Annotated in this window: 21 protein-coding genes; all 21 read right to left on the bottom strand. The window is 42.7% G+C overall.

Annotated elements, in window-relative coordinates:
* Positions 1-448 precede the first annotated feature (448 nt).
* The 21 genes from rlmB to carA all read right to left on the bottom strand — a co-directional run bounded on the left by rlmB (position 449) and on the right by carA (position 24,576).
* Positions 449-1,234, bottom strand: a complete 786-nt coding sequence (rlmB, locus tag JUI58_RS07325; RefSeq protein ID WP_204103106.1) for a 23S rRNA (guanosine(2251)-2'-O)-methyltransferase RlmB — start codon at positions 1,232-1,234, stop codon at positions 449-451.
* Positions 1,235-1,350: 116 nt separating this feature from the next.
* A complete protein-coding gene (locus JUI58_RS07330; protein WP_204103107.1) occupies positions 1,351-3,453 on the bottom strand; it encodes a serine/threonine-protein kinase in 2,103 nt (700 codons plus the stop codon).
* 18 nt (positions 3,454-3,471) lie between these two features.
* A complete protein-coding gene (locus JUI58_RS07335) occupies positions 3,472-4,662 on the bottom strand; it encodes an FHA domain-containing serine/threonine-protein kinase (protein ID WP_204103108.1) in 1,191 nt (396 codons plus the stop codon).
* A gap of 53 nt (positions 4,663-4,715) precedes the next feature.
* Positions 4,716-6,485: a protein phosphatase 2C domain-containing protein gene (locus tag JUI58_RS07340; protein ID WP_204103109.1), complete on the bottom strand. Its 1,770-nt coding sequence runs from the start codon at positions 6,483-6,485 to the stop codon at positions 4,716-4,718.
* 89 nt (positions 6,486-6,574) lie between these two features.
* Positions 6,575-7,273 (bottom strand): FHA domain-containing protein, encoded by a 699-nt coding sequence (locus JUI58_RS07345; protein ID WP_204103110.1) that lies wholly within the window; start codon positions 7,271-7,273, stop codon positions 6,575-6,577.
* A gap of 42 nt (positions 7,274-7,315) precedes the next feature.
* A complete protein-coding gene (locus JUI58_RS07350; protein ID WP_204103111.1) occupies positions 7,316-8,698 on the bottom strand; it encodes a VWA domain-containing protein in 1,383 nt (460 codons plus the stop codon).
* Positions 8,699-8,733: 35 nt separating this feature from the next.
* Entirely contained in the window at positions 8,734-9,123 is a 390-nt protein-coding gene (locus JUI58_RS07355; RefSeq protein WP_204103112.1) for a hypothetical protein, read from the bottom strand.
* An 18-nt stretch (positions 9,124-9,141) separates the two neighbouring features.
* Positions 9,142-10,629, bottom strand: a complete 1,488-nt coding sequence (locus JUI58_RS07360) for a vWA domain-containing protein (RefSeq protein ID WP_204103113.1) — start codon at positions 10,627-10,629, stop codon at positions 9,142-9,144.
* A gap of 11 nt (positions 10,630-10,640) precedes the next feature.
* Entirely contained in the window at positions 10,641-12,170 is a 1,530-nt protein-coding gene (locus tag JUI58_RS07365; protein WP_204103114.1) for a serine hydrolase, read from the bottom strand.
* Between the two features lie 47 nt (positions 12,171-12,217).
* Complete coding sequence (locus tag JUI58_RS07370) at positions 12,218-13,228, bottom strand: ARC6/PARC6 family protein (RefSeq protein ID WP_204103115.1); 1,011 nt, start codon at positions 13,226-13,228, stop codon at positions 12,218-12,220.
* A 41-nt stretch (positions 13,229-13,269) separates the two neighbouring features.
* Positions 13,270-14,124: a hypothetical protein gene (locus JUI58_RS07375; protein ID WP_204103116.1), complete on the bottom strand. Its 855-nt coding sequence runs from the start codon at positions 14,122-14,124 to the stop codon at positions 13,270-13,272.
* A 28-nt stretch (positions 14,125-14,152) separates the two neighbouring features.
* A complete protein-coding gene (locus tag JUI58_RS07380) occupies positions 14,153-15,037 on the bottom strand; it encodes a hypothetical protein (protein ID WP_204103117.1) in 885 nt (294 codons plus the stop codon).
* A 28-nt stretch (positions 15,038-15,065) separates the two neighbouring features.
* Positions 15,066-16,253, bottom strand: coding sequence for a vWA domain-containing protein (locus tag JUI58_RS07385; protein WP_204103118.1), 1,188 nt, complete (start codon positions 16,251-16,253; stop codon positions 15,066-15,068).
* Between the two features lie 55 nt (positions 16,254-16,308).
* Entirely contained in the window at positions 16,309-17,391 is a 1,083-nt protein-coding gene (locus tag JUI58_RS07390) for a hypothetical protein (RefSeq protein ID WP_204103119.1), read from the bottom strand.
* Between the two features lie 13 nt (positions 17,392-17,404).
* On the bottom strand, positions 17,405-19,600 hold the full coding sequence (locus JUI58_RS07395; protein WP_204103120.1) for a hypothetical protein: 2,196 nt from the start codon (positions 19,598-19,600) through the stop codon (positions 17,405-17,407).
* A 28-nt stretch (positions 19,601-19,628) separates the two neighbouring features.
* Positions 19,629-20,552 (bottom strand): hypothetical protein, encoded by a 924-nt coding sequence (locus JUI58_RS07400; RefSeq protein ID WP_204103121.1) that lies wholly within the window; start codon positions 20,550-20,552, stop codon positions 19,629-19,631.
* A gap of 5 nt (positions 20,553-20,557) precedes the next feature.
* Positions 20,558-21,358, bottom strand: a complete 801-nt coding sequence (locus JUI58_RS07405; protein WP_204103122.1) for a hypothetical protein — start codon at positions 21,356-21,358, stop codon at positions 20,558-20,560.
* A 12-nt stretch (positions 21,359-21,370) separates the two neighbouring features.
* Positions 21,371-22,123, bottom strand: coding sequence for a hypothetical protein (locus JUI58_RS07410; RefSeq protein ID WP_204103123.1), 753 nt, complete (start codon positions 22,121-22,123; stop codon positions 21,371-21,373).
* Between the two features lie 245 nt (positions 22,124-22,368).
* On the bottom strand, positions 22,369-22,752 hold the full coding sequence (locus JUI58_RS07415; protein WP_204103139.1) for a ribonuclease III domain-containing protein: 384 nt from the start codon (positions 22,750-22,752) through the stop codon (positions 22,369-22,371).
* Positions 22,753-22,896: 144 nt separating this feature from the next.
* Positions 22,897-23,277 carry an STAS domain-containing protein gene (locus JUI58_RS07420; protein ID WP_348539858.1) on the bottom strand — a complete coding sequence of 127 codons (381 nt, stop codon included), beginning with the start codon at positions 23,275-23,277 and terminating at the stop codon, positions 22,897-22,899.
* Positions 23,278-23,433: 156 nt separating this feature from the next.
* On the bottom strand, positions 23,434-24,576 hold the full coding sequence (gene carA, locus JUI58_RS07425; protein ID WP_204103125.1) for a glutamine-hydrolyzing carbamoyl-phosphate synthase small subunit: 1,143 nt from the start codon (positions 24,574-24,576) through the stop codon (positions 23,434-23,436).
* Positions 24,577-24,694: the final 118 nt, after the last annotated feature.

Genomic DNA, 24,694 nt, shown 5'->3' on the forward strand with positions numbered 1-24,694 from the left:
TTTTGTATTGCACTTTTAACAGGACAATTACTGTATCTAATTAAACAACCCTGTACGCATAGCAGTTTTGCTCTTTCGAGCCTCCCTTTCGGGGTAAAGTTAGCTTCGACAAGGTTATTTTAGCTTGTTGGGTTAGCAGCACTATTTCAGTGACCTTAAAATTGTTTAACTGCTAACGACAGGGCGAGGAACTAGCTTCGCATTCCCAGGTGTCGTGACCAAAATAACGTAGTACACAGAGTACTTAGTCTGGTCAGAATGGCCTGTTAGACTTCTCTTTCAAGCCTCACGCCTTTAGGCTGAGGTTTCTGACAATTTCCCTCGGATTAGGAGGACTGAACTTAATTCGGCATTATAGCGCCATTCTTTACATTACTTAATTTTTCTTTAAGCAATCCATTTTGTTATACCTCTTCTCCTGTGGGATTACCATTGTTAGGATCACAATTTATGGGGAAATTTTGCCGAAATTTCGTTGACGAGAGATTTCATAAATCGCGATCGCCGCAGCTACAGAGGCATTCAAGCTGGGGGTCATTCCTAGGAGGGGAATAGATGTCAGGAAATCGCAATTTTGTTCGATGGAAGCACTAAGTCCTTGACCTTCAGATCCGATAACCAAGGCGATCGCGCCATTCAATTCGAGGGTATGCAGGGGGGTTTCGGCATCGGAAATCATGCCATAGACCCAAAATCCCGAGGTTTTGAGGGTTTCTAAGGCACGGTTGAGGTTGACGACTCGGGCGACGGGGAAATGCTCTAAAGCCCCCGCAGATGCCTTCATTACGGTAGAATCGATGGCGGCTGCCCGTCGTTGAGGAATAACTAAACCCTGCATTCCCATTGCTTCTGCGGTACGAATGATGGCACCGAGGTTGTGGGGGTCTACGATACCATCAGCGACGAGAATAACGGGATTTTTGCTAGTTTCTAGGGCTTTGGCGATCGCCTCCTCCAGTTCAATATAAGTATAAGGGGCAACTCGTGCGACAATACCTTGATGATTAACCCCTGGGATAAGCTGATTGAGGCGTTGGGGGTTGGTTTCGTCGATAATTGCCCCATTGGCCTTGGCGCGATCGATCGCTTCTTTAAAACGGCGATCGCGTCGCAGTTGAGGGAGTACCCAAAGGCGGTTGAGTTGGCGATCGTTTTCCAATGCGGTCAGGACGGGATGGCGACCGTAAATGAGGTCTGTGGTTTGGTTTTGGACATTTTCAGAGCGATCCGTCATAGAAGAATTAAAAATTGATTCTCTCTCTTGTTATACATCAATTCGCCGTTGTCTTGGTCGCGTGGGAATCTTGACCTGAATGCTTACAATAATTTCCTGAAAATTTTGCACGAAAACTAAAGTTGAACCCCAGCACTTTGAAAAACTTGTTGAATCTTCTGTGCTAAATGAACCTTATACTGTTGGTTATAAAGCTCGATCGCGCGACGATAAGAAGTCCACAACTGACGAAAATAGGCAATCTCTCCATCAGAAGTTTTGATATTGAGTAAAACCCAGCCTAAGTTGTGATGTGCTTCTGCATAATCTGGCTTTAATTGCACTGCTTTTTCTAGCACAATTTTAGCTTCTTCCCATTGTCCGACACGCCCTAAAACCGTCCCCCAACGGAAATAAGTAAAAGCATTATCGGTAAAGCGTTGACTACAGATTTCATAATCTTGAATTGCTCCTTGTAAATCATTTTTTTGTTCCTGTATGATGCCCCGATCGCATAACATCCAGCTTGGCATTTGAGCGCGATCGCTAACCCGATTAAAACTTTGTATTGCTTCTGACCATAACTGTTGTCCAGCTTGTTTCCAGCCTTGAAATCCCCACGCAAAACCATGTTGGGGAAATTGAGAGAGAATCTCTTGTAAACAGCGATCGACATCGGTAGATTGTTGGGTAACAACTGCCTTATCTAAAGCTGTAAGGAGACAAGAATAAACCCAGACTCGAACATCTTGACGATGGTTTAATTGTTTAGATTTAAAAAGCGTCGGTCTGGCATAACGAATGGTCGCTTTCCAATCTTGTTGATTAACGGCGATCCACCCTTGCAGTCCCATAGCAAAAATTGATTGATTATCCAATGCGATCGCGCGTTTAACAGCCGTTTCTGCCTCCGACCATTGACCTGATTTCCCTAAAGCCCAAGCAAGATTAGCCTGTATCCAGCCTTCACTTGGAGAGAGATTTACAGCAGTTTGTAGGTGATGCAAGGCTTCCGACCAGTTACTGCGACGACAACTCACTAAGCCTAATACCCCGTATCCCCGACCATCATTGGGTTTAGCTTGAATGGCAACTCGGGCAGCAGTTTCGGCTTGACTTTCGTTGATATAAATGAGAACTAAACTGAGTTCTACGGCAGCATCTCCATTTCCCGGTTCGCTGTCAAGACATTTATGATAGGCATCTGCTGCTTCTGAGAGTTTCTGTTGCTTGACAAACTGTCTGGCACGACTGAGAATAGGGGAAACGAGGCGACCTTGGAGGGCTTGAATCATTTCATCGGCGCTTTGAAAGCGATCTTCTGCCCGTATTCTCATTCCTGTGAGGATCGCTTTTTCAGTGATAGGATCGATACTGGGAACAATTTGACGAGGTGGTTTGAGGGTATCAACATGAACGCGATCGGTGGCTTGAATTGGTAATTCTCCTGTTATTAATTCATACATTGAAGCGCAGAGAGAATAGATATCTAAACTGGGATTTCTTCTGCCTTGTGAACTTCCTTGTTCTAGGGGAGCATATTGCGGTGTACCAATCTGAGTCATTTTTTGAGTTTTCCCCGCAATAAATTCCCTAGCATTACCAAAATCAATTAAAATCGCTCGATCTTCTTGATTGATAATAATATTTTCAGGTTTAATATCGCGGTGAAGTAAATTATTAGCATGAACAACTTTTAGTGCTTCTGCTAGTTGAATAAAATATTTTTTGACTTGATTTTCCGATAAAACCTTTTGTTCTTCTAATATTTTAGATAAAGGTTTACCATCTACAAAATCCATGACAATATAAGCAGTCTTATTCTCTTCAAACCAGTCATATACTCGGACAATATGAGGATGAACGCATTTTGAAAGATATTCAGCTTCTCCTTTAAACTTGCTAATCTGTTCTTTTCTTGATTGAGGAGGAATTGAATTTGACCAAATAATTTCTGTTCCTTGACGCGAAGATTTATCGGGAAACAATTCTTTAATAGCAACTTCTGTAGAACTAGAGCGATCGCAACCTTTGTAGGTAATCCCAAATCCTCCTTCTCCTAAAGTTTTTTCAACCTGATAACGTCCTTTTTTAAGAATAGTTTCAGGAGAAAGATGCAAGGGAGAGTGAGAAGAAGATTCCTCATTGTCATTAAAAGTAGTTAAGTCAAATCCACAGGCTTGACACATAGTAGCTGTAATTGGATTTTGAGCGCTACAGGTAGGGCAAAAATTGTCCATGATACATTCTCCTTGGAGTTAAAATATTTGAAAAAGAAAACAAATTTTACCAAAGCTAATTTCGTCACCAGAATTAACAAATTCGGGGGTAGTAATTTTGGGACCAAATCGAGATTGGTTGGAACGTTTAATATAAATGTGATTGGTTGAGTCTAAGTCTCTCACTTTCCAGTGATTTCCTTCTTTGTAAAGTTCTCCGTGACGGCGAGAAATAGTGTCACGATCGCGAAAATGATTCAGATCAATATCTACTGCACCAGTTTCTGGATCCGATCGCCCCACGATCGCGCGATCGCCTTTCACCTCAAATTCAAAGGCATCAAATCCAGGATGGAGATAAACCAGTCTCGCAGTCCCTGTTTGATAAAGAGCATTTAAACACTCCATTAATTTTCCGGCACTTTGAAAGCGCTGTTGTCGATCGCGTGCCATTCCTATTAAAATGATCTGTTCTAAGCGAGAGTCAATTTCCATTAATTGACTTGGTGGAATTAGGCGATCGCTACTGATGCGGTCTGGTGCTTCGGCGGGAGAATATCCTGTGAGAAGATGATACATTGAGGCACAGAGAGCATAAATATCAATGGTAGTATCGTGCTGACCAAAAGTAGAATATTGTTCGATGGGGGCATAAGCAGGGGTTAAAATGGCAGTCATTTTGCCTGTTTTTCGTGCTTGATATTCCCGCATTGCTCCAAAATCGATTAAGATGGCGCGATCGCGGGAATCAATGAGGATATTTTCGGGCTTAATATCCCGGTGTAATAATTTTTTACTATGAATAACTTGTAAGGCTGCTGCAACTTGCAGAAAATAACGAAGTAAACGATCGACGGGAAATTTACCGATTTCTTGGAACAAACCCAAGAGAGATTTTCCTTGCACGAAACTCATGACCGTATAAGCCGTATCATTCTCTTCAAACCAGTCATAAACTCGAACAATATTCGGATGAATACACTTCGATAAATACTTGGCTTCAGTCTTAAATTGTTGCAATTGTTCTTGTTTTTTTTCTTCATTAGCTCTCATCCAAACCACAGTTGTACCTTGACGAATGGCACTATCTGGCCAATTTTCTTTAATGGCTACTCGCAAGGTGCGAAGGCGATCGATCCCTCGATAAGTAATGCCAAATCCACCTTGACCGAGAGTGGTTTCAATTTGATATCGTTGTTGTTTGAGCAGTGTACCGGGAGGAAGTTGCATTATCTTAAATTCACAAGAACAGCAAAAAAAAGTATGAGAAACAAGCAATTTCGTTAAAATTGCCGGCTTTCTCCGAGACATTTCAAAGCAATTAAAGTCGCATTATCATCTGCTCCTTTTTTAAGGACGCTGGCGATCGCCTCATCAATGGCTTCTTGCAAATCAGAGAAGTCTGTAAACAGTTGCGCTAGATCTTCAGGAGACACTAAGCCCCAAACACCATCGGAACAAAGGAGGAGAATATCTCCATCTTCAAGAACAAGAGAGAAATCCTCGCCAAACCGACTTAAATTCTGGGCATATCCTGCGCTTAAACGTGGTTTAGAACCGAGAGATTTAAGAAGAAGATTGCTATCGGGATGATTGAGACTCTCTTGATAAGAAATCTCACCACTGGCCAGCAACATGGCAACCATTGAATGGTCTTCACTGAGTTGACAAATTGTACCTTTTCTGAGTAAAAAGATGCGACTATCTCCGACATGAGCAAGGTATAAATTGCGTTCGACGGTGAAAGTAATACTGAGAGTTGTTCCACCATCTTTGACGCGATCGCTAACGGCTTCATTAGCTTTTTCCACCAGACTCATGACCCAATCTCGACAAGTTTGGGGTTTATTTAACTCTGGAGGTAGAGGTGTTTCTAACACTGTTTGAATGGCGAGTTGACTGGCCACTTCTCCTTCTGCCATTCCCCCCATCCCATCGGCAACGGCGGCTATAATCCATGAAGGAGAGTTGCTGGCAGGCTGCTGACGAATGCCATAGCTATCCTCGTTGTGCAAGCGATTCTCCGAGAGTCCCACGGTGGACTGACTGGCGATTTGCCAACGAATTTGGCGCGATCGCAATGATTGTCGAGTTTCCACGAGGAGGTTTAATAATTGAGAGAGGAAAAAGCGATCGTCTGCGATCGGGTTGAGGGCAATTTTGAGAATTTGATGGATGCGCGGAATTTTGTCAATATCGGGGTTTAATTTGTCCTCTGGGAGACGATGATGGATGGCTTGATAGAGTAAGAGTCCGACAATATAGGTACTCATTTGTTCGTCAATGGGACGATCTGAAGCAACTTCTGGGGCGCAATAATCTGCTACTAAGCCAGATTTTAAAATCTCTCCCGTGGGATAAACTCCTGTAAGATCGAAAAAGCGAATCGGCGTTCCCATTTGAATGAATTGAGGAAAAAGGGAGACTAAACACCATTGTTTTTGTGAGAGGACGCGGAAAAATTGGCAGACTTGACTGGCCAGAAGAAGCGATCCTTCCTGAGAATGCTCCCCCTCAAGCCAAGTCGCAAGATTTTCCTCCTTTTGGGGGAACTTGCTGAGGAGAAAAAGTCTTTCTCCTGAAGTTTGAGAAGCGATCGCAACGGGTTCGTAACATTCCTCCTCTAAAAACCCCGCATCGGTTTCTGACTTCTCCTCTAAAAGCCCTACATCGGTTTCTAATTCCTCTGCTAATAAGTCCTCTTTTTCTAACTCTTCAAGTTGAGCATCCAATATCTCACTTGCTTGAGAGGAAAGCACCTCTTCTGTTTCTGATAAAGGGGAGTCCGAGGACAATTCGATCGCATCTTCTCCGGCGATCGCCAGTAAGGGAGAAAGCATCTGATGTTCTCCTAATATCTCCCGCAACTCCCTTTCTCGTGCCAGTCCACCTGCCGCACTTCCCACCCGCAAAAGTCCCAGTTGAGGAGGAGATTGAATCTGCACGCGGAAATAGTCAATATCGGCAAAATTAGCAATTTGAGCCTCTATCGTAACTTGGAAAGCATCGATCGCATAAGTGCGATCCATTTCGATAACTAAAGATTGTTTCATATTTCTTAAGGTGAATATTGCTAACTTTAAAAACAAAGTTGCTCTGCCCCCAAAACCCCAAAATTGGTTGCTAGGGGGCAAAACAGCCTTTAAGAACTTTGAAAGAGAAAGCGAATTTTGGCGATCGCCACTTCATCCCCGGAATAGAGAGGTTCTGGCATCATAATTCGCGCACTAAAACGAGGTTGACCAACTCGCTTAATAAAGATACCGTTAGTGGAACCAAGGTCTTTAATTTTCCACTGTCCTCCCTCTTGATAAATCTCACCATGATTGCGAGAAATAGTATCTTCCCCTGGAAATCCTTCCAGATCGATATCCACCGGACCCGTATCGGGATCGAAACGTCCGACAATTAAGTTACTCCCATCCAGAACGAATTCAGGATAGGGACAACCGGCTTGTTTTGCAACCAGTCGTGCTGTATCCCCGGTAAATGTTTGCGGTGAGGGCAAATCCCCGAGAGTGGGTTGCGGAGTGGGTACCGGGTCGGGATACATCGGTTGAGGGACAGGCTGAGGATCGGGATAAGCCGTTGGTTGCGGAATGGGGTCGGGATAAATGGGTTGAGGGACGGGCTGGGGATCGGGATAAGCCGTTGGTGATGGTTGCGGAATGGGGTCGGGATAGCTAATTTGGGTAGGTTGGGGAGTGGGATCGGGAAAGGATACTGGAGGGGAAGGTGCGGGAGTTGGAGCAACCGTTGCCGTTAATTCATTCCCACAGGCTTCACAAAACTCAGCCCCATCGATATTTTCGTAGCCGCAAGCATCACAAATAATAGCCATAATTTACCTCCTTTTTAAGTGATTAATAATCGATTGTTAAAATCAGGTTCCCGAAATTTTGCGAATTTGTTCGTCGGAAATAGAATCATTAATATCTCCTCCCATACGAACGGTTTTGCCCTTGGCACCCATCTTGATGGTTTTGCTGCGTTCGGGGGAAATTTTGCGGGTTTTGCGGAGTTCGTCCCGAGCGTCCCCGAGGGATCGCGTCATGCTACTATTGCCCAAGCGTTGAGTGATTTTCTGAGCAGTTTGTAGCAGTTGTTCCGCTTGTTCCGGGTTGCTATTAGCGAGTACAGTTGCGCGTTTGACCATATCGCCGATATTGCACTGCTGCACATAGCCCATCACCTCTTGGTCTACCTGCGCCCCCATTTGTCCGGCGACAAATTGAACAACGACGTTTTGAGGAGGGAGTTCCCCTCGTCGATTTTGTCCGGGTACATCATAAGTGAGTCCTAATTGGGCGATGCGAACTCGTTTGGCGGGACGACTATCGAGGTTGAATTCGAGGATAAATACGGTTTCGTCGTTAGCCGTTGCATTGCCAATGGGGTAAGGATCGCTGGTGAGAGAAAATTCTGCTTGTTCGGGATAGGCGCGAACAATGCGGTTTAAGGTAACACCTTTAACAGTTTGTACCGTCATTTTCAGATTGTTAATGACATCTTGTTGGGCGCGATTAAACTCTTGGATAATGGTGTTGGGTAAATCTGTAACGAGGACGGCAGACCCTTCCGGCGTAGCATCAGGATCGACGTGAATAGCAACACCTCCTGTCATATCTTTAAGTTGGATAAGTAAGTCTTCTTCGTAGTCCCCCACTCCGACAACAGTAATGGGAATATTGCTAGTCACAAATTGGGGGGCGAGTTCTAAGCAGTAGTCTTCGTCAAAGGTCGCCCCGTCGGTAAACAGCAAAATCCGGCGACTGGTCATCTGTTGAGTGGCTAGGAGATCGAAGGCGTGGCGCAGTCCCAGTCCCATGCGGGTGCTACCGGAAAAGTTACGTAATTGTGCGATCGCCTCTTCAATCGATGTAGTTTGGGTGGCAGAAGTGAGGGGCAGAATAGTGGAAGCTGCGTCGTCAAACTGGATCAGGGCAACGCGATCGCTACCATCGAGTCTGCCAGAATGAATTAAGGTTTGCAGGGACTCTATCACGATATCAATTTTGGATTTTGCCCCAGTCACTTCGTTATATTCTTTGCCATCGGAAAAGAAGGTTCTTCCTGTGGGTTGAGGGTTGCCAGCAATGACTTCATACATCGAACCACTGGTATCGATAACGAAGGCAAAAGCAGTGGAAGGGCGAGAACTGGCAACGTCTTGGGTCGGTCGCAGTTTTAGCATCAGAAAGAGTTTTTGTTCGGGGCTATCTGCGGGTAAGAATTCCCGGTGGGGAGTGATAGAAACGTTCAGCATTTTGACTATCCTGAATAGGGGTAAATTACGTTTGGTTAGGAAAAAATTAGAGGGGGAAATGCACCCACGTGGGGTTCAATTTCGCCGAAATCTGGCGGGATAAGAGGTGGGATTTCTTGATTGCCTCCTTCGCAAACATTTTTGATATTGGCGGCAATTAAGAGGGGTAAATCTAAGATGACGATTGTATCGCGGTAGCCTTCCTGAATATCTTCAACCCAAGCTGAAATAATACGATTGATGTTGGTTGTATCAATTTTACAACCACTTTTATTTTGCAAGATTTCTCGCATTCGCTGAGAGATTTCAGCAGTAAAAATTTGTTTGGGATTATTTTCTTGGTTGAGATTAAGATCGAGAATATAAGGATATTCTTGAGCATCAGGATCGTCTTTTATTTTTAGGGAAACTTTATATTTCACCATTGTTCATTTAATTGCAAGTTAATTGGGCAATCGATGGGTTAAAGTTTTAACTTCTAACAGGACATCACCCAATTTTCGGCGATCGCCATCGTTGAGTTCATGGCGAAGTTTTTTCATGGATTTGAGTTCGCGCATTTTGTCATCAAATTGCATAATAATTTTGTCCTTTTCTGTAAAAATTGTGGCAGTTATGGCGGGAAAACCTTTATCTTTACGCAAGTAAACGTGGGCATCTTGGGAACTTCCTAAAATGACAGGTTTATCCCCAAGAGAGATTTTGGTTTGTTCGACGGGACTCCAATGGACGACTAACCATGCTTCGCGGCTGAGTTGTTCGATCAAGGCGATCGCCACCCCAAGGAATGCCCCTAAAATGGCGGCACCCAATAAGCGCCCGACAATATCCCCCATTGCACCCGCAGCGAGGAGAAAGCCCATTGCACCGCCAATTCCTCCTAAAAGTCCGGCAAGGAGAGCGCGGGAAGATTTTAAGTTAGGAACAAAAAAGGACATTCCACCACCGACTAAAGTACCGAGAATTGCCCATCCCGCGACTCTACCCACTACGGCTAAGGGGGGGAAACTGGCAACGGGAGCATAAATGAGTTGTCCGATCGCCCCCGCCGCTACTCCAGCACCTAACCCACCGAGGAAGCCAAGGATGCCCTCATTGAAGGAGAGGAGACGACGGTGGAGGTAGTGATTTTGGCCGAGGATCAGGGACAGGGAAGTGCCAATGGCGAGGAGTCCAGTCCAGATGCCGATACGGAGGAGAGAGTAGAGGAGGGGGTAGTTGCCCCCATCTTCAGATTCCACCAGTTGTTTGCCATAAATTGCCTCTTCTGCGGCACGGAAGGCGCGATCGAAGTCTCCGGTACTGGCGTAGAAGACGCGATCGCGATCTTGGGTCAGTTGAGTGAGAAAATTTACGTCAGCATCTCCCGTTGCGACGGCAATGAGGTTAATATTGTTATTTTTGGCAGTCATTCCAGCAGTGAGGGTTTTGTTGGCTTCTTCGATCGCATCGGTGCCTTGAGAGCCTGGTATGCCGTCGGTGAACAGAAGAAGATGGCGATTCTCTTCTGCAAATTGGAGTTGATCTGCGGCAGCGTTGATGGCAATATCCATCATTGTCCCTCCTCCGTCAGAGAGATTCGCGATCGCGGTTTCGAGAGTATAAGGATCGGATGTTAAGGGGGTACCGAGATGAACGTCACTACCAAAACCGAGAACAGTAAATTGGTCTTTAGTGAGGTCTTGGCGTTGGACGAATTGGATGGCAGCGTTTTTGGCTTCTTGCAGTTTATCCCCATCCATGCTACCGGAACAGTCGATCAGTAATGCGATCGCCTGGGCAGGACGAAAGAAACTAGGAGTAGTTTTTGTTAGTGCTAGGAATCCTTCTCCAAAAAGCAAGGCAGCAATTAAACAACCCAATGCCCCATACAAGCCGAATAGGGTGGGTTTATTGAGTTTTTGTCTAATTTGAGTTAGAAATTGATTCATTTTCATCTCCTTTAATTATTTGTTGGTTGATTGCAAGTTCTTTCTGTCATACGTTCAAAAACAAGACAAGATAATTTAGGAAAAAGTGTTATATCTTGAGCATAAGAAGGAGCCTCATCTAAAAAGATTGCCAGTATATACTCGGTATTTCCTGTGCTAATATAAGCAACTTCTTGTCGAGTTCTTGAAGTCCACCCTGCTTTAGAAACTAAAGTAATATCAGAAGGTAAATATTCACCAAAAAATCTAAGAACTGGATTAAATTCCATTTGAGGATTAATTTGATTCCAATCGTAATATAAATCTCTTGTAAGTAATTGACGCATCTTAGTTCCGTGTTCTGGAACTGCTTTTCCCTCAACAATTTCATACATCAGTCTTGCAGCATAATCCGTTGAAATTGCATTACGAATTGGATTATTAGGATTGCCTCTCATTCTTGCTTCATATCCTTTAGGAGATTTTCCATATTCTCCCAGTTCAGGAAAAGGGAATGGAAATGGTTTTTGACTAATATTAATATTGGTATAACCAGCCACTTTAAAAAAATCGTTCATCTGTAATCTATTTTGATGCCAACTCTTATATTCATAGCCTTTTTCTTGTGCTTTAGATGGTGCATCACTAATTAAATCAACAACATTACTTGCTGCTTTGTTATCAGATTTAATCATCATTTTTTCCATATCATCTAGAGAGTTATAATATTTAGCTTGATCTAAACTAAATTGATCGTAAAAAATAACCATCCAAAATAATTTAACAACGCTTGCAGGAAATCTGGGTATATCTCCTTGATGATTAGCTGATTCTTGCTTTTGAATATCAATTAATGTTATTGATATATTATTGCGCGGCATTGACTTTCCTTTTGTTGTTTGATAACGAAGAATTTCATCGATAATTGATTGTAATTTTTGACTATGCCTCAATTGAGGTAATGGAGATGGATTGTAAACTCTTTTTATTGAAGTAGATGCAGGATAAATATCAGTGTCAGTAGAAGAATTAGAAGAAAGTACAGGAAGTTTTGTGGATGGACGAGAAGGAGAAAAATTAATTGTTGATTGGTCTAATCTTAAGGTTAAATCATAAGTTGTTGTACCTTGTAAGATAGAAAGATCGATAGTATATTTTCCTTTTTTTTGCAATGCAACTTGAAAAGTTCTTAGAAAGTTACTCTGAATATGTTCTACACCTGGAGCAAAAATATTTACACATATTTTTTGCTCTGCTGATGCGGTATTAGAGTTAGGCTCAATATAAAGTGTTTGACCCGGTTCACCTTCAAAGACATAGTGAATGGGCTGATTTTTACGAATTTTACGAGATTCAAATACATTTCCTCCAGCTAAATCAACATCAACTGTAAATGGATTTGAAGTTCGTTTAGGTTGGTTTTCCAACAAACAATCATTAGGAAGCGAAGAATTCTCTCGATTGGAATCTAAATTCTGTAAAGGATTACCACATCCAAAGCAAATACCTAGAGTTATAATGCTTGTTATTAGACGATTCCAACGAAATTTAAAAGTCATCATTGATGCCTCAAAATAAGTTAAACTTGTACCCATTGATTAGCGATCGATCAGCAAGCAGGAGAGGGATTAGAACTTCTTTGGATTACATTTACGGTTTTGTAATCTGCAATTTTCCAGCTACCATTTTCATTTTGTAGATCGTAACGTACTCGTCTTTTATCTAGCGATGTGTTGTTATCACTGCTGGGTCGTCCTTTATTACAAAGCGTCCGTTGTTCTGTTGCTACAACTTCAAGAAATGCTTGATTTCCAGAGTTATTAAAACTTTCAACACTATTAATTTCTTGAGCTTGGTAAGTGTAGTAAGCACCGTTATTTTGTAGCCACTCTCGAGAACTTTCATCTCCTGGTTTATTAATATTGTCTCGATATGCTTTACCTGTCAGAAGTTGACTTCCTAGCTGACTATCATAAGGATAAGCAAAAATACTTTGCTTTGCTTTTTGCCAATTCACAACAAGTTGAATTGCATCATTTTTTGATAAAGAACTTGATTGAGACTGAGATGGTTTACTGGTGGGAATATTAATTGTCGTTGAACCATTCCCTTGAGAAGAATTCTGAGGAGGAGAACTACTAGGAGGAGATGGGTTAGAAGAAGAAATTGAGATTGGATTAGAGGCTGTTGGTATACTGGCATCTAAACCTATTGTTAAATCAAAACTGGTTGATCCTTTCGGAACAGTAATTTGCAGTGTATAGAATCCATCTTCTTGAAGTTTCAGACCGTCTATTAATTCATTATTGGGAGAAAAAAGCCAGAGGCACAAATCAGTTTCGGTACTAAAATCTAGTTCTTGTCCTTTTTTCCCTTCAAAACTATAGCCAATATATTTTCCTTTTCGGACTCGACTAGATTCTTCAATAATCTTGCCATCAATATCAATTTTTTTGACATTGTTGGACTTTAATTCTCCTGGTTCTACAGGACAACCATTTTCATCAAATTCAGTTGCTTGTGACTCCTTTTCTCCAAGAGAAATGTTGATATTCGGTAAATTAGCACACCCAAAAAGAAATAATGGTAATGCAAGCAGTAATAATTTATTCACTTTCATGGTTTTTGACCTCCAAAAAATCAAAGTATTTAAAGTTTGTTTTACGGTTGCTTTTTCTGGTTAATCAACCAATCGCCAGTAGAATCATTCCAAATTAAATAAATTCTGCGATTGGAATCTGGAAAAGATTTGCCAGTGTGCATGACATAGCGTAAATTCGCATCCACGATCGCACTCCCCTCATCCATATCAATTAAGCGAATCTCCCCAATTTGAATCTCCCGCACTTTTTGCCACCAGTTCACATATTCCGTATAGCCTTTAGCCACCTTTTGAAAGTTAGGAGTAAGTCTGTTCCACGTTGCTTGGTATTGACGCTGACTCAAGGAAATATAGTGATTTTTAATAAATTCTGTGGGAGAAGTTCTCTGAATTGTTGGTGGATTATTAGGAGAAGCAGGAACGATCGCAATAGAAGGTGAAGACGAAACTGACTGAGGAGAAGAAGGTTGAGGTGTAGGAGATGGTTGAGATGCCGATTTTTTCACATCCAACCCCATTGCAAGATCGAAAGTTGCCGATCCGCTAGGTGCGGTAATTTGTACGATATACGAACCATCCTGGGGTAATTCCCCGCTATTTAATAACGTCATATCTGGTGTATATAGCCAAACACAAATCTCTTGTTCCGTTTGATAGTCAAACCTTTGTTTGGCTTCTGCTTCAAAGCGATATCCTAGAGATTTATTCTTTTTAGCAATTCCCGATTGAGTAGTCATAGTTTCCGTTAAATTGATGGATTCGACAGCATCTTTTTGTAAAACAACTTGTGGTTCGGTAGGACACTCTTCTGATGCTTTTTGACTTTGATGAGATGCAGAATTTGAGCCGCGATCGGATGAACTCGAACATCCGCTCAATATAAGTAAAGAAATAGCGAACAGTAATCGTTTCATAGTTAAACTATCTATTACAAATAGATTATTATTTTACTTTAACTTTTGCAATTTGCCATTGCTCTCGACTTTCATTCCAATCGAGAAAGAAACGAAGTGAATTAGTGAGAGTATTACCTCGTTTCATATAATAGTTATACCAAATATCGACTTCTGCTGTATTGGCAAGAACTTCTACTGTCTTAATATCTTTAATATCTACTCTAGCAACTTTTATCCACCAATCGTAATAAGAATTGTAACCATTTGGGTGCAGTTTTTTGTCTTGTTGGTGAAAATTAGTTAGCATTTCCCAAGCCAAAGGATACTCTTCATTATTGATATAAGAATAGTATTTTTTTATGGACTCTTTAGGATCGGTTCGAGCGATCGAAGACGAACTATTTTGTGGTGGAGAATTACTTGAAATCGTAATATTATTTTGAGGTGGAGAATTATTTGAGATTGTTGTACTACTGGGTGACGGTTTGGCAATAGGAGAAGAAATATTTTCCTCATTGTTTAAACTCATAGCGAGTTCAAATGTTGCCGATCCTTGAGGAACAGAAATTTGTACGATATAATTGCCATCCTGCTCGAACTTTGTCTCCTCTAAAAGTTCATTCTCAGGATTGTAAAACCAAAGACAAATATCCTGTTGAGTTTCATAATTAAACCGATCGCCAGCTTTAGCTTCAAAACGATATGCTTTGTGTTTGCGACGACTGACATTTCCAGACATAATCATTTCTTCTGAACTCAAATCGATCGCTTGCACATTCTCGGATTTGAGAACAATTTCTGGAGTCTTCGGACATTCATCGCTGACAGAAGAAATATCCTTGTCCTCCATGTTGCTACATCCCCAACCCAGCAAGGCGATCGCCAGCAAGAGAAGATATTGTTTAATCTTTGTAAAAGTTGCGAAATTCATAATTTTACCTACTTTTATAATTGCCAATTTAACTCTCCGCGTCTTCCTTTAACTTCTTTCCCCAAAGCCAAAAAGGAAGAACACCTCCTAACCCGACAACGAGGAAAATAGTCCCCATCATGGCCAAGCGAACTTGTGCAGGTAAAGAACGACCAAAAACCGCGATCGCATATCCAGAAAGAGGAGACTCTACCTTGTTTTCTACGATCGCCTTTACCTCATGTTTCGATCCCCGTTGTGCATGGGGAGTAACGTAAACCAATTGATATTCCAACAAACTGTTGAAAAACAATTGCAACGCTTCTGCAACCGATTCTTCCTCCCCAGAAAACTCAGCCACTCCTCCCGTCATATCGGCAATTTCTGCCAAGCGATCCTTGTCTACAAATTCCTCAAAAGGAACCTTTCCATTTCCTTCTCCCAAATCTTTTCGCGTTGCAGATCTTCCCAAACCATACTGTTTTCCTAACTGTTCTGGAGTTAACCCATAACCCAAAGTATGCACCACAATATCTTCATTTTTTTCCAGTAGATATTGTAGGGTTTCAAAATCCTCTTGTTCCGTCTCCGCTTTGTTGTGATAGCCATCAGAAAGAAGAATGACAGAAAGACGAGGTTGAGTAATCTTAGACTCTTCAGAAGGATGAAAACGAGTATCTTTTTTATTGGCTAAAAAACGAACAGTGCGGTTGAGAGGTTCATAGAGATTTGTAGAGGCACAAGGAGTGCGTTTCCCTAAAGTCTCCAAATAGTTCTGTAACTTAAAGTCTCCCGCCGGAAAAAAGCGATCTAAAGTCTTACTATTAACAGGTGGAATTTTATCCACCGGACAACTATCCCCCGGTTCCCCAAACGGCACGATCGCCATCTGAATATCTCCACCACTTTCCGCAGAGCGATCGATAAAGGCTTTAATGGCATTAATTGCCCCTTCATACTTGGTTTTACCCCGACTATCCTTTCCCTTCATACTGCCGCTAAAATCCAGTAAAACGATGACCCAAGCAGGAGGAGGAGTCGCATCTTCTGCACTCTCCCATTCCTCAATTTCCACAGCTTCTCCATCTACCTCCAAAGCAAAATCTCGCTCATCTAAGGTAATAATAGGTCTGCCATCCGCTCGCTTCACTTTAACTCGCAAAGTTACGCGATCTTCCTCTGTTTCCGGAGTGCCAACAATTTCTGCTTCCTGCGCTTGTCCCCAACTCGGAGTCATAAAAACTGCCAGGAGAAAGAAAGAGCCTAAAACAGAGCCAAGAAACGAGAGTAACTTAAGCCTGCGGATCGAGGAAGCGGTTATAGTAAACAAATCGGTAAATCGGTGCTTCATTGTCAAATTCATCGGTTTTAGCGCTAAAAGTAAGGACATAATTGTGCTTTAAATAAATGGGAGTTTTGGAAGATAGGCGATCGCCATTGACTTCAATGGTGTAAAAAAAGCGAGAATTTGGTGTTAGAATTGTTTCCCGACTGTATAAGTCAATATCGGCAGCATGAAGAGGAAGATCGGGAATACGAATATTGGCTTTAGGAGAAGAACCAATTCTAAGTTTTCCGCTTTCTGGGAGTTGAATCGAAAGCCCTTCTTCAATCCAATCTGTCTCGCTGTTACTGACAAATTTAAGCAGAGGTTTTTCAATCTGAGGATAGAGTTTGCTTTCCACTGTGGCATAAGGATCGATATTATCATAAATGTCTCCTTTGTATTCAAATCCAGTACCGGCTCTGAGAGCAGCCATATAACTGGGAGAATTAGAAATACTAAAGGCTAATCCCAACAGCAGTCCGAGAATTAAAAAGCCAATCGGGTCTTCTGCACCTCTAAATTCCTTGGGCATTTCTCCGAGGGGAATACGAATTAATTCAAAGAGAATTGCGGCAGCTAAACTGGCACTACTAGCAGCAAAAATACTGAGTTTGAGACGCTTTTGAAAGCGTTTTTTATCCCCAGCTTCAATGGTTTGCCAGCGCCATGTTAACCCCTCTGCAACGCCGACAGAACTGCCAATAAATAGCCATCCTAAAGAGCGAACTATGGGAGTTGGAACGCGAATGGCAGGATGAAAAAGAATTTGAGAAATACCTCCAGAAACCAGTCCCGCTACAAGTCCCAACCCTAAAGCAATGAGTAGAGGAATTTTAGCTTTACGAAAGCACAATTTAGGACGAGTAGGACTGCTGACAAAAATTTCATTGAGTACCATTCCCACCGCGAGAGAAATAGCAATACAAGGAAAAAGAACGACTTCAGGAACGGTTTTTAAAATCCCCATATCGGTAAGGAACAGTTGACCGATGTTCCAACCGATTAAGGCTGAGGTTATTCCAGCTAGGACATAGAGATAGGTTCGCATTTTATTGTATTTATTAAGGTATATTTTCAACTGCAGGAGGAACAGAGATCGGAGTTCCATTTTGATATGTACTAGGTTGAGTTACTGCTTGACAATCTTGTACTACAATTTTTAAATTTTGTGCAACATCACATTTCAGCATCTTGCTAGTTCTTCCATCTACATTAATTACTCCATCAACTTTAAGTGTTTTTCTTTGTTGATAGTCTTCAATAGCATTGACCCATTGTTTTGCCACATTAGGATCGGGAGAATCTAGACTTTTTAAACTCAGATTTTCTGATGGGGCAAACCCTAAAATTTTTATGATTTCTTGTTGAATAATTTCTACAGAATGCGTTCCTTTAGAATAACTTGTAAGATCGTTAGCTATCTTTTGAATAGCTTCACTAGTCTTTTTAAATTGCGTTGGACTATCCGCAGAGTCTTTGTCATTTGGTGTAGGAGTTGAAGCAAAATTTGTTGGGCTAGAAGGAGACTCAGGTGGTGTCTTAGAAGGAGTTGAAGAAGAATCCTCAGTTCCTGAATTTTGACTTGATTGAGTTGAATCTGGTTTTTCTTCTAAGTCCAAGACAGTATTACCCAACAAGACTCCACCAGTTAAACTAATCGCTAGTAAAGGCAAAACAAACATCATTTTCATGTCAATTGCTCCTATGTCTAATAAGAAATAAGCTAAAGATTCAATGGGAGTAACTTGCCGTTTGACTTTGATACCATAAATAGCATAATCCCAATGAGTAGGACAGAGTTGATCGAAAATATTTCCCGGTACTTCACCAAAACTAATATGATGAAATAATGCTGACATCTCTAACGTCCCAATTTGAGAAAACAAGTCAGCTAAAGACTCAAATTGTTTGCGAGGGCGAGGATGACCTTGCCAAAATATAGCAATATCTTCTAATAGCTTTTTCCAGTTTAGATTCTCAGTCGTTTGAAAATCTAAATTAGTGTTTCTTTGTCTGACAAAACGATTCATTAAACTTAAGTCATTGTTAATTTCCTCTCGCACTTGCTGTCTGTACCAATATCCCCAAATCCCATGATTTGGATGCAAAAACCAAGCAACATACGAAACTAATTCTGGCTTATTAATGACCCGAGGAATGAGCGATCGCGCCCCCGCCAAAACCTGCTCCCTGAAACTATTCAATTGCAAGAGTTGATTGGACTCACGCAAAATCTCACTTTGAAACTCAGCACAAATAGTCCAATGTTCATCCTGCTTGCCCGATCGCGACCCCATCCAGCCGACAAACTCCGGCAAAGTCTGAGGTAAAATCGCCCCCCGCAAGGTCAGTAACTTCACCATTTGGTCGCTATACAAGCCCTGAGAGATTGCCTTACTTGCCCCCTGTCCGTCAAAAATCTCTCGCCAAAACCTCTCATCGATCGCAGAGTTACTTAAAGCATTATCAAGGGCAAGCAAACTCTCCGGTTTCACCTTCCGCATCAACCCCTTCACCGCATTTTTAATCGCCTGTTCCCCCGCGATAGGAGTCGTCAAACGCGGTTGTGAAGCCAAAGTACGGCGTAATAACTCCTCAGCGCGATCGCTTCCCGGTTGAATTGCTTGGAACATTCTCGGTTGTTCCAACGCCTCTACCTTAAATGCCCAGGCGATCGCCCCTCCATTACGATGCGCCATTTGTTTCGCCATCTCATTGAGACTTAAAGGCGCACAAGGTTGTTGACAAGGCACGATCGCCGGTGCCGATCCCGACATTAACCCCCGCAAATCCTCCCGCAACTGAAACCCCGTCCGGCTTTTAGCTTGATAGAGATTAGGCTGTCCCTCCCGCTTAGAATTGAAAGGATCGAAAACAATCCCGCGTCCCTGCTGTTTCTCCCCATTCATCCAAGCCAAAATTATCTCCAATTTGCCTCGTCCTTGTGAGAGAAAATAACGATACATAGAAGCGCTGCGACCGCGATCGTCTTTCCCTTTTGTGACCACCGCCACAACTGACCATTCTTCCCCATACCCAGATACTTCCCGCCCGATAATCGCCGGATCGCTACCGTAGGCACCCTCCGCCACCGCAAACTCGCGATTGGTAATGGCATCCCGCACCCCAGAAGGAATCGTTGGGAGAGTTCGATTCATATAATCTCCCGTAAAGCCCTTCGACACCCATCCTCCATCCGGTGTTCCTTCGACCTGAATTCCTGTACTAAATTCGTGAATTTGTAGCATTGCCCTCATTTTTGAACTGTAAATTGTGAATATTGAATTATCCCCGTTCCAACTCCCGATAGCGATCGCCGGTACAAAGCCAGTAAATCGGCGCAACTAAGCCAAAAGGCCGCCATCGCTTCGGGTCTTTAATCACTGAAGTCGTCCCTTGGCGATCGCGGGTTAACTTCTTTGAGTTAGGCTGGGGAAACTCCCGACCCAATACCCCAAAAGCAGAAGTGGTGAAATATTCCACCGTCCCAGACCCCAAACTCGCCCAACCGGCTAACTTGTGACAAGTTTGAGGAAAACGTGCCTCGGCAATTTTCCTCGGATCGTGACGATTAACCCATAACTGCTCAATTTCGCACTTAGTCACAACTAAAGCGATGCGCTTCATCTTTCCCCCCCCATCCACGGCATCTAACGCCCCCAGAAACTTATCTAACCCCCTCGCATAATCCATATCCTTGCGCGGTGCAGTTCCATCCACCAAAAACATTAACCCCGTTGCTTCTCGACAATCTTCGAGGTAACTTTGCAATTTGGCATCTTTACTTTTGTGAACTAAATCGGCAAAAAACTCCCCAGCATAGTCTTTACAGCCAATGGTCAATTTGAGAATTTTGGGAAATAATGCCGCTTTAGCAGAAGTGAGGGACATTTGATTTTTCACAGCAATACTGAGGAGATAGTCTTTGACATCCTCAGCACTGGCATTGAGGTCGGTTGGAGGCAATTCCAAACCCTGTTCTAAAATATTCCTCGCTTGATTAATCAGTTCCTGCGCGTCATCATTCACAGGGGAGATATCCTGCACCGGACTGTTAGAATCGGCATTCGGCCAGTAGGCCAGAGAAGCCATATAAGCCGTTTTCCCCGAAGCGCGATCGCCGATGACCCGCAATGTTGCATTCGCATCAAAGAGAGTCGGCACATCCTCATTTTTGTTTTTTCGGTTCTTCAACCAATCTAAAATCATCACTTTTATCCTTTATTGAGCCAATAGAGAGGAGCTATTATGTTGTAAGGTTGCCATCGCGGAATCTCCCGTAACACCGAGGCTTGACCGGATTTTCCCTGTTCGTCGATGCGATTGGGTCGAGGGTCGTTTCGTCGCAATACCCCAAAGGTGGAAATGGCATAAAAGCGAATATTTTTCGGAGTTACTTTTTCTCGCAACGTTGCTGTTGTCATGGGGAGATGTCGATTAAATAGGTCGGTTTCGGGATCGAGTCGTCCCGACCACAGTTCCCCTCGTTCACACTTACTCATAGCTACAGCCAGTCGCAAATCTTTGGCGCGATCGTGAGAATCCATTAATTCTAAAAAGCGGTTGATAATGCGGTTGTAATGGTTATCTGTTCCTTTAATCCAGTCGGAAAAAAGGATTAAACAGCCTTCAACATCTTTGCGAAAACACTCTTCGATAAATTCCTCTTGAATGGCATCACCTGCATCAGATTCAGCGATTTTCTCGAAGACTTCCCCAGGATAATCCTTAAACACTAATTGAAAGGATTCTTCTTTAATACGGGGAAATTTTTTAACGGCAATTTTGAAGGAATAATCAGGCAAAGTATCTACGGACTCAACTCGCGTTGGTTCAAAAGATTCCCCTTGACAGATAATATTTTCTGCTTTTTCAGCAATTTCCCGCGAATCATCATTCAAGGGAATAATATTAAATTGCTTAGATTTGCCGATGGTCATTCGCTTATAAGCCAAAGCAGCCAAGTAGGTTGTTTTACCCGAAGCACGCGGACCAATAACGCAAATATTTCCCATAATTTTCTCCTTTTAATCAGCTAAAAAACTTCCCAGATAAATCCAAGGCAGTTCCAGTAGTTTGCGATTATGAATACTGGTAATAAAACAGCGAATTGCCAATCCAGAAATATTCTTATTTAGATGTTCAATTTGAGTCTGAATCGGTCGGAAATAGCGCTGCATCACATAAGCATTTCGTTTTTGCCATGTCATCGGAGAACGATTGGGACTATACTCCAAACGAGATGCTTCTTTATTCACATCACAAAAAAGATCGGCTTTATTCAAACAAAGAACGAGATGGCGAACTTTAGGACAATCTTGCCGGAAAAATTTAACCCATCTTTCAAAGCGATTGCACCATTGTTGTTGGGTAATATAGTCTTCGCGATTTGCCCCCGAGATAATCTCTCGATAGGGAGGAACAACTAAAAGAATCCCCTCGCTGTCAACTATGCTACCGAGAAATTTTTGCCATTCAGGTTGATTCTCATCTGCCTGCTGCCATCGGGTTCGCCAGATTTCACCGGGGGTATCAAGCCACTCTAATAAAATCTCTTTTTTCCCTGTTGGCAATTCGACTTGAATTTCTAAAGCGCGATCGTAAAGTGCTTGGCTTGCGTCTGTTGCTTTAGTGCGACCTTCAGCGTCATCATAAAGCATCACTTTGAGATTTTCATAATCTGGATGAGTGACTTTAACATAGTGACTGTTTGGGTTTGCGAGTTCCATGGCCAGAGAAGTTTTCCCTGTTTCGCGATCGCCAATGTAAATCACTCCCATTATTCTCACCTCCTCAAATATAGAACCTTTGTTTTAAACAAACAGTTTCAAAAAACGTATTAACGTTCTATTTAGTTCTTGGAAGGAGAAGATGCTATTTTATGCAGTTGTTTACAGAATTTTACAAAAGAACAAAAGAACTAGCCAGCCCCTCCCAAAGAAAGCAAATCTTTCTATATAACTATATTAACTATATAAGGTCTTAGAAGGAGAAGATGCTATTTATGCAATTGTTGACAAAACTTTTAATCAAATTTGAGGAGAGAAAAGAGTTCGTGCAATCGCTGAATATTTGTGAGATATAAATAACCAATTAAAGTTTCCCAACTCGTCGCTTGTTGATAAATCTCTGCATCGAGACGTTGGGGCTTGCGATTAACAGCATTGCGACCCTGACGTAATATCTCTTTTTCTGATTCCGTTAAATGAGGGAGGAGCGATCGCAATTGTTTAGCCTGACCCTCAGCGCGAACAATTGCCACAACGCGATCGTGATAATCTGAAATTCGTCGGGGCGGCAGCAAAAAACAAGTTCTCACGTAAAGCTCATAAACCGAGTCTCCCAAATAAGCTAAAGCCGCAGGAGATAAACGCTCGATCTGAAAAGGAAAATCAACCCGATCGCGCATTGACTGCAAGCGATCGCCCTGCCAATCTTCAATCGGTTTAGATTTGCTTAAATCATCTGCTGACGGATCTTCCAAAAGTTTGACTTAACTCCCAACAGTAGTGCGATCGTAAGAAAAGGGACTCCCCAAATTGAAAAGCCCCGATTATTCTGCCTTACCTGACTTTTCTATATTGGCAATAGCAGCATCTAAACTCTCTTGGAGTGAAAGAAACTTCTCCAAACGCACGAGTTTAACCGTTTGCGTAACTCGCGCATTAGTCACGATTTGTAAACTTCCACCTGCTGTTTGCGCTTTTTTGACCAATTGGACTAAAGCACCCAAACCAGAACTATCCACAAAATCAATTTGGGATAAAACTAAAATGATATTATGGGGACCTTCGTCGATATGATTGCCCAGAACTTTCCGAAAGGTAGGCTCCGAAAAGGCATCGAGTAACCCGGTTAGCCGGAAGATTTGATAGTTTTTCTTAATTTCCCGCGTGCCTCTTAAGCTCACGGTTAGATTCAGTTGCTCTGGAATAGCGGCCTCCTCACTTCACTGTAGGGTAAGAATTCAATGGTCTAGTATAGCCATTATTGCCCCGGTTTGGGGGGAATTTTAGCAGAATGATGAATAATGAGAGGGGAAAAAGCCCCTACTGCTTGACTCTCTCGATGAAGTGTAGGGGCGATCGCGTTACTTCTTATGGTCCCGCATTAGTTGTACAAATTGCTTAAACAAATAATCCGCATCGTGGGGACCTGGGCTGGCTTCGGGGTGATACTGTACCGAGAAAAAGGGTAAGGTTTTATGGCGCAAACCCGCTACGGTTTTGTCATTGAGATTAAAATGCGTAATTTCAACATCATCCCCCAAAGATTCTGCTGTAACAGCAAAACCGTGATTTTGGCTCGTAATTTCCACCTGCCGATCCAAACCACACGGTTGATTTAAACCGCGATGCCCGAATTTGAGTTTAAAGGTTTCTGCCCCCAGAGATAAACCGAGAATTTGGTGTCCCATACAAATCCCAAATATGGGTTTCTGACTTTCCTGCAAGACTTTAACCGTAGCAATGCCTTCTTGTACCGCAGAAGGGTCTCCAGGACCATTAGAGAGGAAAATACCATCGGGATCGAGGGACAGAATTTCCTCGGGGGGTGTACTCGCAGGAATTACCGTCACTTGACAGCCATAACTCGCGAGTCGCTTGAGGATATTGCGTTTAACCCCAAAATCAACAGCCACGACTTTTAGGGGGGGTGCTGCGGTATCTTCTGCACTAGCGGCAAATTCCCAAGCCTCCGGAGTGGTCTCACTCCACTGGTAGGGGGCTTTTGCCGTGACTTCCTTCACTAAATTCAAACCTGCCATACTGGGGGCAGATTGGACTCGACGCAGGAGTTCTTCCGTATCGAGAAGTTCGGTAGACAGGATGCCATTCATGGCCCCCGTGGAACGAATTTTTCGAGTTAAGGCACGGGTATCAATGCCATAAATTCCCGGAATATTATACTGCTTGAGATAGTCCGGTAGAGATTGAACCGATCGCCAATTGCTGGGACGCTGACAAATATTGCGGGCGATCGCGGCTTTGATTTGGGGGCGATCGGATTCCTCATCCTCTGGGTTAACCCCAGTATTTCCCAATTCAGGATAAGTGAAAACAATGAGTTGACCGCAATAGCTAGGGTCGGTTAAAACTTCTTGATAACCGCTCATGCCTGTATTAAAGACAACTTCGCCCATTGCGGTGCCGGATGCACCAAAAGCAAAGCCCTGATAGATGGTGCCATCAGCAAGGACAAGGAAGGCAGGTTTAGCCTGAGAAAGAGGCATAGGATTAATTTGACAAGATTGTAGTGTTGAATTGATTTTTGGTATTTTTAGGACTTACGCATTAGCGGGCAGAATGCCCGCACTACCATAACGATAGAATACAGTAGTGGGAGCGTCT

Source organism: Spirulina sp. CCY15215, from assembly GCF_016888125.1.
Classification (GTDB): Bacteria; Cyanobacteriota; Cyanobacteriia; order Cyanobacteriales; family Spirulinaceae; genus CCY15215.